Here is a 12,481-nt window from a genome sequence, read left to right as displayed (position 1 = left end):
AATCCAAATAGGCCACGACCGCTGGCAAGAAATCGTCCGAATTGCTCGGAGAGTGCCATTGAAGTGGCCTTTCTTCTCAAGGGAGAAAATATAGTGAAGAACTTCAAGCGCCTTACAGCTGTGTGCGTAGCTGGCATGATGGCAACTGCCGGTTTGGTTGCGTGCTCGAGCGATGATGAGATGGCAGATGGTGGTGTTTATTTCCTAAACTTCAAGCCGGAGCAGGATGCCGCATATCAGAAGATTGCGAAGGCCTACACTGACAAGACCGGCGTTCAGGTCAAGGTCGTAACTGCTGCTTCGAACTCCTATGAGCAAACCCTGAAGGCCGAGATTGGCAAGAAGGACGCGCCAACACTGTTCCAGGTCAATGGCCCGACTGGCCTCCGTACTTGGCAGGAGTACATGGCAGACATGTCTGACACCGAGATTGCGAAGAACCTTAATGAGGGCATTGAGCCGCTCAAGGGGGAGGACGGCAAGGTCTACGGCGTCCCGTTCGCAGTTGAGGGATATGGCCTGATCTACAACGAAGAGATCATGGACAAGTACTTTGCGTTGCCAGATGCCAAGGCCAAGAGCATCGATGAAATCAAGGCCTTCGGCAAGCTGAAGGAAGTCGCTGAGGACATGCAGGCCAAGAAGGACAAGCTGGGCATCTCCGGTGCCTTCGCTTCCACCTCGCTGGCATCCGGTGAGGATTGGCGCTGGCAGACCCACCTGGCTAACGGTCCGGTCCACTACGAGTTCGAGGACCTTGGCACCAAGGAAACTGCTGATGTGAAGTTCAAGTACAACAAGGAGTTCAAGAACCTCTTCGATCTGTACCTGAACAACTCCACAGTCGAGAAGACTCTGGCCCCGTCGAAGGCCGTATCTGACTCGATGGCCGAGTTTGCACAGGGCAAGGCCGCAATGGTGCAGAACGGTAACTGGGCCTGGTCGCAGATCAGTGAAGTCTCCGGCAACGTGGTCAAGGAAGACAAGATTAAGTTCATGCCCATGTACATGGGCCTGAAGGACGAGGGCAAGACCGGCATCTCTGTCGGTACTGAGAACTACCTGACGGTCAATGCCAAGGCATCGGAAGCCTCCCAGAAGGCAACGAAGGACTTCGTCAACTGGCTGTTCAACACCGACGAGGGCAAGAAGTACGTCGTCGAGGACCTCGGCTTCATTGCTCCGTTCCAGAACTTCACCGAGGCTGACACTCCGAACGATCCGTTGGCCAAGGAAGTTGCTGCTGCAATCGAGAACGAGGACCTGGCTACCATTCCGTGGGACTTCCAGTACTTCCCATCTCAGCAGTTCAAGGATGATTTTGGCGCAGCGCTGGCGCAGTACGCTTCTGGAAAGATGCCGTGGGACAAGGTTGTCGAGACCTTCGCCGACAGCTGGGCTGCGGAATCTTCCAGCAAGTAAATTCCAGCAAATAACTGGTGAGCCATTCCGTCGGCAAGCGTGAAGCGAAAGCTTCTCTCGTAAGAGCAGGCGACGGAATGCGTAGAACCAATAGCAAGGCGGAGCTCGGGGGCTCGGTGACCTGTTGAACCGGTCTCGAGGTACCGGGCTCCGCCTTTAGCTTTAGGAGCGGTGTTGTAGATGCAAGCAACATTGAAAAAATATTTCCCAATTTTTGTGCTACCTACGCTGATTGCCTTTGCAATCGCGTTCCTGGTCCCATTCGTTATCGGTTTCTTCCTATCATTTACTGATTTCACGACCATCACTGATGCGCAGTGGGTCGGTATCGAGAACTATCAGAAGGCTTTTAGTGAGCGAGAGGGCTTCGTCGCTTCCTTCGGCTTCACTGTCATGGTGGTGGTTGTCTCCATCATTACCGTGAACTTGTTCGCGTTCTGGATTGCATGGATTTTGACGCGCAAGCTAAAGGGCACGAACTTCTTCCGCACGGTCTTCTTCATGCCGAACCTTATCGGTGGCATCGTGCTCGGTTACACCTGGCAGTCGATGATTAACGCCGTGCTGGCATCGTACGGTACGACGATTGTGTCCGACTGGAAGTTCGGTTACGCCGGTCTGATTATTCTCATTAACTGGCAGCTGGTCGGTTACATGATGATTATCTACATTGCCGGTCTGCAGAATGTCCCACCGGAGCTCATTGAAGCTGCGGAAATTGATGGCGCTGGACGCTGGGAAATCCTGCGTCACGTTACTATCCCGATGGTCATGCCATCGATTACCATTTGCCTCTTCTTGACCCTGTCGAACACTTTCAAGCTCTTCGACCAAAACTTGGCCCTGACCAATGGTGCGCCGGGTTCAGAAACAGAAATGGTCGCTCTGAACATCGTCAACACCATGTTCAACCGAATTGGTGTGGAAGGCGTTGGTCAAGCTAAGGCAGTAATTTTCGTCGTCGTGGTCGTCGCGATCGCGATGCTGCAGCTGCGCGCAACCCGCAGCAAGGAAGTGGAGGCATAAATGTCTGTCGACGCTGCAATGACCACAGAAACGGCCACCAAGTCCCCCAAAGCCAAGCCTGTCAAACAGGACGAGGCCAAGGTTGGCGGTGTAACCAAGGTCATCATCTACGCGATTCTGGTGTTCTTAACCGTCGTGTTCTTGGGACCAATCGCGTTCATTATCTTCAACTCTTTCAAGTCAAAGTTCGCGATTTCAGACAACCCCTTCCAGCTGCCACTGGGCGACATGTGGGTCGGATTTGAAAACTACGCTGTCGGCCTGATGAAGGAGGGCTTCGGCTGGGCCATCGTGTGGTCCTTCGTCATTACGATTCTCTCCGTTGTTGCGATTGTGTTCTTCTCCGCGATGACTGCCTACTACATCACGCGCGTGAAGACGTGGTGGACCTCGCTGCTGTACTACCTGTTCGTGTTCTCGATGGTCATCCCGTTCCAGATGGTGATGTTCCCAACCGTCAAGATTGCTGACATGCTGCACTTGAACAACCCGCTTGGCATCGTGGTTCTCTACCTGGGCTTCGGCTCTGGCCTGTCGGTATTCATGTTTGCCGGCTTCATCAAGTCCATCCCGATTGACATCGAGGAAGCTGCGATGATTGATGGTGCATCTCCGATGCAGAATTACTTCCGCATCGTTTTGCCCATGCTTAAGCCGACTGCAGTGACGGTCGCTATTTTGAACGCGATGTGGGTATGGAACGACTACCTGCTGCCGTACCTGGTCATCGGTCTGTCCACTAAGTACAAGACCATCCCGGTCGTCGTTCAGAGCTTCGTTGGCTCCAACGGTAACCGTGACCTTGGCGCGATGATGGCTATGCTGGTCCTCGCAATTATTCCGATTGTGATCTTCTACGTCGCCACCCAGAAGCACATTATTGAAGGTGTTGCTGCGGGCGCCGTTAAGGGATAGCCACGTAACCGCTAGCGCATAAAACGCCACGCACTGCGTTTTCCAAAGCGAAAGCCTCAACCGCGTAGGTTGAGGCTTTCGTCTGTTAATCAGCCTTTATTAGGATATGAACCCGTGGATAGATTTTTCAGCACCGATACAAAGTTCTACGCAGCCTGGTCGCTGTTAGCAGACCTTGTAATCATTAACTTGCTGATGATCGTCGCATCCATCCCGATAGTCACTGCAGGCGCCGCGACGCGCGCTGGGGTAGTGGTGGCTCGCGATATGGTCCGTGACGAAGGCTCGGCTCGCGTACGGCGTTTTTTACGCGCACTGTTGGATAATTGGCGCACACCAACTCTGTGGTGGCTGTTGACCTTGGTACTCACCGGCGCCATTGGCTACGAGTACTACGTTATCTCCCGCGCGGACCTCGGCACTCTCGGCCTAATCTTCGCTGCAGGAGTTACCTCAGGGTCGCTGGTCCTGCTCGGAATCACCGCGTGGGTCTATCCGCTGTGCTCGCTTTCCGACGGGCAATCGTCGCTACGCCGAACCCTGGCAACGGCCACCAGCATGACCGTCAAGCACCTACCGCGGACTGCGCTCGCAGTGTTAGCACTTCTCATCGTGCCCGCGGCCATATTCTTTTTCCCAGGGCAGATTTACGCCATTTCCACCTACGTGTTCCTTATCGGATACGCGTTGAGCTGGTATTTGGTGATGCTTGCGCTTGAGCCCGCGCTGCCAGCCGGCCTTGACTAGGTTTTCCTGCCGGCACTGACTTCAGCGACGCGAGCTCGAACACCAACCGGGTGCCGTTCCTTAACCCTCGTATTCCTTAATCGGGGGAAAGTCCTCCGCCTCGACCATCTCGAGCAGCCGCTCGCGGCGGACAAACGCGGAGCATGCTCCAACTGCCTGTACGGCTGCCGCGCCTGCTGCGGTGGCCAGAGGGATGGCGTCGTAAAGCGAGGTGCCCTTAGCCAGCTCCGCGGTGAGCGTGCCGACGAACGCATCGCCGGAGCCGGTGCCGTCGACGATCTTTTCCTCTGGCAGTTTGAGCGCGGGATGCTCGTAGATCGTGGGCTCGTCGTCGAGGCCGTCGGAGTGCTGAGCGAAAAGACAGCCGTTGTCGCCGCGGAGCATGACGACGCTGGGGCAGTACTGGAGTAGTGCCTCGAGCTGTGCGCGGTAGTCGGTGGCGCGGATGCCCTCTGCGATGTCGAGGCGGCGAATCGTCTCCCAGGCACCCTTCATGTTGACGATGAGTGGATCGGCATGGTCAATCAGCGCAGGTGTGACGGTCGTGACCGGATTGAGGTTCAGCACCAGCCGTGCGTTGTACATGGACGCGACGGATGCAATCGCCTCAGTTGCTTCGGGGAGGAGTTCGCCCTGTGCGAGAACGACATCCGCTGATGCGAACTCGTCGACGAAGTCGGTGGGGTCGGTCAGCGCGTCAGCACCGCGCTGGACAAAAATCACCGGGCGGCCCGTGCGGTTTGTGGCGACGAAAGCGCTGCCGGTCGGCAAATCCCAGGAAGTCTGTATGGAGTGGACATCCACGCCGTGGGCGTTCAATTCCTCGACCACCACATCTGCCGCGCGGTCCTCACCAACCGTGCCGGCCATGACCGCACGAACACCGTCGTAAGCGATGGCAACGGCTTGGTTGGCGCCCTTACCGCCCAGCGAATTGGTGCCGTCATCAACGATGAGCGTGCCACCTTCTGCGGGGACACTATCGACCTGTACCAGGGTATCTAGGTGGATAGAGCCACATACAACAACGGTTGGATTCTCATTCAGGTCAGGAATCGGCTGCATAAAAATATAGGATAGTCGCGAATTCAAATCCGCGTTGGCTTCGCCGGTGTCCCGCCCACCAGAACGCCTGAATCGATGCCCTACAATCGATGGCTATGGCAAAACTGTACTTCCGCTACGGAACCATGAACAGCGGAAAATCCATCGAGGTCCTCCGCGTCGCGCACAACTACCGCGAGCGCGACATGCGACCGTTGATTGCCAAGCCGGCCGTCGATACATTGGCTGACGGCGACGTGCACTCCCGCATCGGAATCGCGGAACGCGCGCACCTCATTCACGACGGCGATGACCTCTCCTCGCTTGCCGACGGCCACGATTGCCTAATCATCGATGAAGCACAGTTTCTTACCCCTGTCCAGGTCGATCAGTTGCTGGGCATCACCCTGCGCGGTACCCCGGTGCTCTGCTACGGCCTGCGTACCGACTTTCGCACCCACGCCTTCCCGGGCTCCCAGCGATTGCTTGAAGTCGCCCACACCATTGAGGAAATCAAGACAATTTGCACCTGTGGGCAGAAAGCGATTTTTACTGCGCGGTTGAATCCGGACGGCAGCATTATTCTCGACGGCGAGACCGTGGAAATTGAGGCACTCGAAGCGCCGAAGTACATCTCCCTGTGTGCCAGCTGTTACAACCGGATGTCGGGTAAGTGGGCGTGAGGTGGGCTAGGAGGGCGGTATCGGGAGTTAGTTCAGAAGTTCGCCCACCAGGGTGGTGGTCAGAAATTCTTCTATCTGCATTAACACCACGGCCTTGCGCTCGGTGTGCGACGGCCTCGCCCAAAGTTTTCCACGCCAGTTCGCTTACCAGGTAAACCACGCCCCCGCCTTGGCGTCCGCTTCGCGTATCGTCTCGGAAACCGTTCCGCCACAGTCAGGCTTACCCCGCATCGTCCGCGAAGGTACGCCAAAAACGGCATCTCAATTACGTGTGCCGTCTCCTCGCTCTTTCGTTGTTCCCATTGGCTCCAGCGGTCGAAAAGCACGTCGCGCTCGTGGCCCCGGTGCGGGCTCCGCGGGGAAAACCCCATTCACGCCGAACTCAGTCAGCATGAATGGGGTCTCCTAGCCAGCCGACTCCGTCAGGAGCGGAATTCTTCGGCTAAACCCGCTGGCGGATAGTTCCGCCAGGGTTCTCGTCGCCCCAACGTGTCGTGACGAAGCGACCCGTCGTTGCGGAGCGGGTCACGGTGCGATTGTTGCTAGTTCCCCTTCCGACCCTTTCGGTCGTGGTCTTGTTAGGCCACCGACCCTTAGTCGCGTTGGAAACGAACTTGCCCGTCTTTGCGGACCGGTTAACAGTGCGTCGAGCCATTGTCGACGTCCTCCTTCGGAGTCTGACGAGAGTGAGCGCGTTTCGTGTTTGAAACGCTGTCAACTCAGTTAGACTCGGTGTATCACGTCCAAGTGGTGACCGAGACTAACCTCTCGTCTCAACGGGGTCGAGCTGCAACTCGGCCCCGTTACTCAGTCTTAGGGGGGCTAACGTGGATATTTCCCCTTTTTGCTGGTTGACGCACGTTTTTCGGCAAGTTTCCTCGCCATTGTTGCTGTCTGTTTATTCGACACCTTGGCCCGCATTTGGCGTACCTCTTGGGTACCGAACGACGAGCGTCCCAAAGCCTCCTTATAACGGTTGGTCATGCTACGCCTCCTTCGTTCCTATGCTTTCGCGCCTTCGCACGTACCCTCTCCAACGCTTTGTTCACATTTCGGGGACGCATCCCTAGCCTGTCCGCAATTTCCTTGGCCGAAAGCCCTTCGGAATGCAGACGCGCTACTTCTAACTCCTTGTCTGACAGCAATCCGGCCACGCGGCGCAGTTCGTCGTCAAGTTCAAACTGGGTCTCCAAGGGCGTGTCGCGCGAGGGCAGTTCGAACAGGTCATCTTCCTCTACCTCTTGGATATAACGTGTAGCCCTCTTGAGTGCTCTGGCGCGGTGGTCAAGCACCTTGCACGCCTCAATTAAGCACCTACCGACAAAGAAAGTCTTCAGACTTGCTCCGCCAGTCGGTGACCACTTTCCTCCAACAAGCGCGTCTTCCCGGAACCCGAGGACGGATTCCACGATGATGTCTTGAGCAATTTCTTCCGCCTCATCTGCGGTAAGGAGATCTAAACGGACTTCCTCGTCAGTGGGAACGAAACTCAGCTTCTCACGGCATTTGGAGAGTAGTTCCCCCGTCAGCATCCACTTCTTGATACAAGCGAACCCGTACCCCATGAGTTCGATTTCAAAATCGTCGTAGTCCCTGCCCTGGAAGCCTTGCTCTCGCAGAACTTCATAGAGTTCAAGATCACCCGCAAGGCGTTCTGACTCTTCGCTAGGCTTGGTGGACTGCACCCATGAGGCAGTGGTTTTGCGCTTGTGTCGCCCTTCGTTGCGAAACCTATCTAAGTCGCTCACGACCCTCCCTACCGTTGTTGGAGGAGAGTCTATCTGCTGGTTGTCCCCAAGGGGTAGGAAGTGCGTTGTCGCAATGGGACGAGGCTAGGCCCGCGCCCCACCGTCGTGTGGTCCTCCGATTCCGAGGATTCGAAGCAAGGAACGCTTCGTGAACGCAGGACCCGCCTGCCCAAGGTGCGTGCCTTAGACCAGGCGGTAGAGAGCCAGAAACGGCTAGACGGTGTGGAACGTGCGGGCAGTATTCGTCAGCACGGCGTTTATGCCTTGTCTGTGCAGTCCGAGCACAGAGTGCTTGCCCGGCCCGTAAGACTTCGCGCGGCCGAGCAATTCGGTTCCGGTCGGTTCCCAGATTTCTTCGGTGAACAGCATGTCCTTCGGGGCGCGATGACCGTCCTTGGAAGGTGCTTCGCAATGAGCACTCCCGGTGAGGACATCCAGCGGATCGCGGCTGCACGCGGAATTCTTCAGAGGTGGACTTCACCGGCGCGAGAGCCCAAGTGGGTACCGATTGTTGGCCGTCGCGTGGCAGTTCACGGACAAGCCGTTTTGGGCTACTCCACGCTCTGCCTTAACACCGACATTCATATGTTCAATGCCAAGTTTGACGGTTTTGAGCGAGACGCCATGTCACTGGCGCTCAGGTCAGGAGCGCCCATATTCGTCGACTTCCGTTACGAGTACACCGAGGCGGAGTTCCGGGTCACTTTTCTTACGAGGTCTGAAACCCGTCGGATAAAGCAGCAATGTTGGAGCTCAACCTCAACGGGGCAAAAGCGTCCCGTCGGGCAGTGTGCTCTAACTGAGGTGAGCCGCTAGTCCCCGTCATGGAGCTCGGTGCGGTTACGCGTCTGTTTCAAGTTGCTACGGAGCTATGCTACTGCGGGACTCCACAGACTGGCGTTCTTCCTCTGTCTCAATTTCCGCTTTAGCCGCGCCCGGATATTCGAATGACATTAAGAGCACTTGTTCGGTGAATTTGACGGCCTTGTCTGCGGTTGAGGCTCTGACCGATTCAATCTCGTGAGTGGCGGCATTGCCCCAGATTCTGATGCTATCCGCCCAATTGTCTTTGATATGCGCCGTGATGATTCCCTTATCGACGAGATAGTTCACACACTCCGCGAAGTTTGGCGCACGGCCCTTGTCGTCCTTTTCGGGCAAACCACACTTCACTGCAGTGGCAAAGATAACCTTTCGGCACATCAAGACCGCACTGGTGTAGGCACCCACTGAGTACGTAAGGTTCGCCTCTTTCCACATTCGCATGACATCGGTTGGTAGGTGTTCTATGTGCCGGCCGCTGGGGTGAGGCGGATACACGGTCGCCCCACCACTTTCGGGGGCGATGCGAATTGATGCCCCGCAGCAGTCCATGCACACCATCCAGTGGTAAATGGTTTTAACGAACGGGCGTCGGTCCTGAGCCCAGGCAACATTGACCGTTTTTCCTTCTCCACAAATGGGGCAAGTGATTGAACCGTTTTGCGCCATGTCCTCATCGAACCTGAACGAAACATGCCCGTTGTAGCGGTCTAGCGAAAGTAGGGCGAAGCCGTTGTAATCGAGCATTTCTCTCCTTCGAAAACGGGAACCGACACGCTTAGCATAACGTTCGCCGCGATGTCGCCGAGCCCCATTAGAACGAGGGGCAGTCTCGCTAGATGGACTAGGCGGCTGTAGGTGGGGATCCAGCAGCGGAATACCTGCTGCATCGTATTTCATCTTGATTATCTGGGCTGTCACTTAAGCAGTGCATTTGGCTGAATATGAAGAACTTGATGTTTACTACGAAGAAACGTTCGATGTTGAACCAATGGAGACAATCGTCAAGACCGACTACGTAGGAACTGGGTGTCGCTACCAGGATGTCACTGGACAAGCGATAAGCATTTATAACCTCACTGAACTGGACCAGAATCAGTGGATGGTTCGTCCTCTCCCATGCTGAGTGCCGTGACTACTCGGAAGTCTTCTTCTCTCGGTGGGCAGTCAACAAACTGGACGCAGAAGCGGAGGGGAGGCACCCTCTGAAACCTAAGAATGATGGAAAGCTTCCGGTGGTCAATATCAAGTGCAATAACCTGACGGTTGGACAAGCACTGAGCAATTTCGTGGATGCGAAGATATCGTTCCGTCTCAAAGCGGTGGCCGACATGCCGTTCCAACTCCCTGGCTATGCTGACCGGCCCAACCTGGATGAGAGCGACGACATTTGCTCCGATTCGGAACCGTCTCTGTAAGCCGAGATCGCTTCATCAACACGATTTTCCTGAATAGTACAAAGCCGGACCGCAGGAACTTCCTTCGGTCCGGCTCTTCTTTGTCTTCCTACAACTTCGGCATCCTCTCCGTCACCGAACCGGCAACCAAGTCGGCCCACGAGTCGGAAGAGGCAATGTCGTCCTCATAGGCAATGAGGTAGCCCCAGGTTTGGTCCTCATATTCCGGCATGCCGACGAGTTGGCGTACTACGCGCTCAGCGGCTGTACGCTTGGCTTGGACGCGCTCGTCGTTGCGGCCGCGGTTCTCTTTGGCTTCGACAATCCAGTGGATGTCGTCCTTGTCGTAGACCACGAAGTCAGGCACGTATGAGTGGTGCGGAGTGTAGGCCACTCGTGCGCCTTCGTGGTTGTAGATGCGCTTCCACCACACAACGTTCGGGTCGAGGTCGAGCAGTGCTGCAAGGCGGTACTCGCCAGTGAACGAGTCAAAGCGTGCAGCCTCGAAAAGGCCCTTTTTCCAGGTGCCGTAGTACTCGGAATCGCTAAAGCCTGCCTTGCCTGCACTCTTTGCTTGCTGATCGAGCAGGTCGAGAACCTTCTTGTCGAGTTCCAACGGGAACGACTCGTCAACCGGCAGGGTTACTGGGTGAATAGTCACCGTCGTGCCAGTCTGGGCGTTGGCCTTCTTGGACTCGTCAACCACTAGGTCTTTGAGGTGTCGTGCCGCGGACTCCTTAGCTTTCTCCGTCCATTGCTCAATCTTGGTCGCCTCCATAAAAGTCGGCACAATGCGACGTTTGAGTTGGCTGGTGTTTTCTGCCGTTGCGGCAACCGTTCCGGAACCCATGACCCGGCGGATAAGTTCTGCAGCAACCTGGGTGGTAGATTGGCGAAAACTTGGCACTACAGAGCGCTCGTCATTGTCGAGTTCGATCTTGTTGCCTTCGTCGGCAACGCCAATCTTGGTGCGGGCTAGGTACTCGTCGGTGTCGGTAACCTTGCCTGCTTGCTCGATGACTGCGGAGTTCGTGACGTCTACCAGTTCGAACTGCTTCTTTGTCTTCGTCATGGTCGAAGACGGGAAATCGAAGGTGGTGCCGGCGTATTTCTCGTTGACGTGGACAGTTACAGGCATGAAGGTCTCGGAGCCGCCAGAGATGTCTTCGTAGTCGGTCAGTGCTCGCGTACCGACGGTGCGACTACCCGCGGTGGCCGGCACGTCGGGGGAGATGAGCGTGCCTTCGTTAGGTTGCACAGTGGTGGTGGAAGTTTCGCCGGTGTAAGCAGGCATACCGCCTGTGGTGCCCGCCCCAGTGCCAACCTGTGGCGGGTTGGAGGTGCCAGGCGGGGTGATAATCTCCATGCCGTCTGGGTCCTCGACTGCGTCTTCGATACCGAACTGCTTGAGCACGTTTTCACTCTCAAGCAGTTTCACGAAAGACTCGTGCGACAAGATGTCCAACTCGTCAATGGCTGGCACACCGGTCAGCGCCCCGAACGGTAGCCGAAGGCCTCGTCCCATGACCTGCTGGGTCAGTACCTCCGAGCCCATGGTGCGAAGGGTACACATCACGGCGATTCGCTTCGTGTCCCAACCTTCACGGAGTTTGTTAACCGACACAATTACTCGAACTGGGGAGTTGTCCGTGTCGAGGTAGCGCAAGAACGACTGGGTCGCGTTGTCATTGTGCTCGTTGTCCACCTGGAGCACCGCGAGCGGGTCTCCGACAAGACCGGGGCCACGAAGCCTTTCGGCAACCTCGGTCGCATGGGGAACACCGGAACAGACCACGAACAGCAAAGGTTTGGTCTGCTTGCCATCCGGGTGTGCAGCCCTGTAGTTCGCGTACGCCTCTTCCTTGATAGCCAGAAGCGACAGTGAGTCTTGGAGTTGGCGGTCTTCCGAGTCATAGCCCGAGTCGCGGTAGACCAGCACCGGCTGCTTGACGTAGCCGTCCTGAATAGCACGCCACAGCGGGTAGCGGTAGACAATGTCGTCGTCTTCGTCCGGTGAGGCCGTTAGTCCCACGGTTACAGCCGGTTTGAGCGCGTTCAACGACTTGCGGAACGTCTTCGCAGTGGCACCGAAAAGGTGGGACTCGTCGGCAATAATGACCAAGTCCTCCGTGTCAATAAGTCGTTGTGCCAAGGCTCCGGAGTCCTCTTGGAACTTCCAGGTCTTGCGTCGTGCTGCTTCTTCGCCAGTGGCTACGTTCTTGCCGCCTTCCTTTGGCGGAAAAAGTTGGTGAACGTTGAAGACATAGAGTGTTGAGGCACTTTCGCCAACAAACAAGTCGGCGGCTGCATCTTTGGTGCGCAAGTTCGACATGTCACCCGGAGTGACAAGTCGGGGCGGAATGTCGAAGCCGCCAATGTATCGGTGCGAGCCTTCTGAGAAGTCGAGGACGGTCTTGTCCTGCACTACCTTCGTCGGGGTCACCACCATGACGTTGGGATGGCCTTGGCGGCGCAAATACTCAATAAACGCAGCCATAACGTAGGTCTTGCCAGCACCCGTTGCAAGGTTGAGCACCAATGGCTCCAAGGCGTTGTAGTTGCCCTTTTGGGCTCGTTTCACCAATTCGGAAAGCGCTTCGGTGTTCGGAGCACGGAGGTCGAACTTTGAGGTGAGTTCTGCAACCAGGTTCTCGTCGTATGCAATGTCTAACACCAT

The 12,481-nt window shown here is 56.2% G+C and carries 11 protein-coding genes; 5 read left to right on the top strand and 6 right to left on the bottom strand.

Going from position 1 to position 12,481, the window contains the following annotated elements; all coding sequences use genetic code 11:
- The first annotated feature begins 93 nt into the window (after window positions 1-93).
- The 4 genes from Q0U90_RS02705 (at window position 94) to Q0U90_RS02690 (ending at window position 4,110) form a co-directional block, all read left to right on the top strand.
- Complete coding sequence (locus Q0U90_RS02705) at window positions 94-1,422, top strand: ABC transporter substrate-binding protein (RefSeq protein WP_297451373.1); 1,329 nt, start codon at window positions 94-96, stop codon at window positions 1,420-1,422.
- Between the two features lie 180 nt (window positions 1,423-1,602).
- Window positions 1,603-2,448 (top strand): sugar ABC transporter permease, encoded by an 846-nt coding sequence (locus tag Q0U90_RS02700; RefSeq protein ID WP_297451370.1) that lies wholly within the window; start codon window positions 1,603-1,605, stop codon window positions 2,446-2,448.
- A gap of 18 nt (window positions 2,449-2,466) precedes the next feature.
- The gene (locus Q0U90_RS02695) at window positions 2,467-3,363 is read left to right on the top strand and encodes a carbohydrate ABC transporter permease (RefSeq protein WP_297451562.1); all 897 of its coding nucleotides are present in this window, start codon (window positions 2,467-2,469) and stop codon (window positions 3,361-3,363) included.
- A 114-nt stretch (window positions 3,364-3,477) separates the two neighbouring features.
- Window positions 3,478-4,110, top strand: a complete 633-nt coding sequence (locus Q0U90_RS02690; protein WP_297451367.1) for a DUF624 domain-containing protein — start codon at window positions 3,478-3,480, stop codon at window positions 4,108-4,110.
- Window positions 4,111-4,170: 60 nt separating this feature from the next.
- Here the strand turns inward: Q0U90_RS02690 and Q0U90_RS02685 are convergent, their stop codons facing one another.
- A complete protein-coding gene (locus Q0U90_RS02685) occupies window positions 4,171-5,175 on the bottom strand; it encodes a PfkB family carbohydrate kinase (protein WP_297451364.1) in 1,005 nt (334 codons plus the stop codon).
- A gap of 95 nt (window positions 5,176-5,270) precedes the next feature.
- Between Q0U90_RS02685 and Q0U90_RS02680 the strand changes: the two genes are divergently transcribed.
- Complete coding sequence (locus tag Q0U90_RS02680) at window positions 5,271-5,837, top strand: thymidine kinase (RefSeq protein ID WP_297451360.1); 567 nt, start codon at window positions 5,271-5,273, stop codon at window positions 5,835-5,837.
- An 822-nt stretch (window positions 5,838-6,659) separates the two neighbouring features.
- On the opposite strand, the gene Q0U90_RS02675 is transcribed toward Q0U90_RS02680, so the two are convergent.
- The 5 genes from Q0U90_RS02675 to Q0U90_RS02655 all read right to left on the bottom strand — a co-directional run bounded on the left by Q0U90_RS02675 (window position 6,660) and on the right by Q0U90_RS02655 (window position 12,481).
- Window positions 6,660-6,821, bottom strand: coding sequence for a hypothetical protein (locus tag Q0U90_RS02675; RefSeq protein WP_297451357.1), 162 nt, complete (start codon window positions 6,819-6,821; stop codon window positions 6,660-6,662).
- Window positions 6,818-7,585: a sigma-70 family RNA polymerase sigma factor gene (locus Q0U90_RS02670; RefSeq protein WP_297451354.1), complete on the bottom strand. Its 768-nt coding sequence runs from the start codon at window positions 7,583-7,585 to the stop codon at window positions 6,818-6,820. The genes Q0U90_RS02675 and Q0U90_RS02670 overlap by 4 nt, the downstream gene beginning before the upstream one ends.
- A 213-nt stretch (window positions 7,586-7,798) precedes the next feature.
- Window positions 7,799-7,954: a hypothetical protein gene (locus Q0U90_RS02665; RefSeq protein ID WP_297451352.1), complete on the bottom strand. Its 156-nt coding sequence runs from the start codon at window positions 7,952-7,954 to the stop codon at window positions 7,799-7,801.
- A gap of 492 nt (window positions 7,955-8,446) precedes the next feature.
- On the bottom strand, window positions 8,447-9,154 hold the full coding sequence (locus tag Q0U90_RS02660) for a DUF4145 domain-containing protein (RefSeq protein ID WP_297451349.1): 708 nt from the start codon (window positions 9,152-9,154) through the stop codon (window positions 8,447-8,449).
- A 759-nt stretch (window positions 9,155-9,913) separates the two neighbouring features.
- Window positions 9,914-12,481: a DEAD/DEAH box helicase family protein gene (locus Q0U90_RS02655; protein ID WP_297451345.1), complete on the bottom strand. Its 2,568-nt coding sequence runs from the start codon at window positions 12,479-12,481 to the stop codon at window positions 9,914-9,916.

The organism is uncultured Corynebacterium sp. (genome assembly GCF_946998835.1).
Taxonomy (GTDB): Bacteria; Actinomycetota; Actinomycetes; order Mycobacteriales; family Mycobacteriaceae; genus Corynebacterium.
Note: the sequence above shows the minus strand (reverse complement) of the source record. Positions and strands in the feature narration are given on the sequence as shown.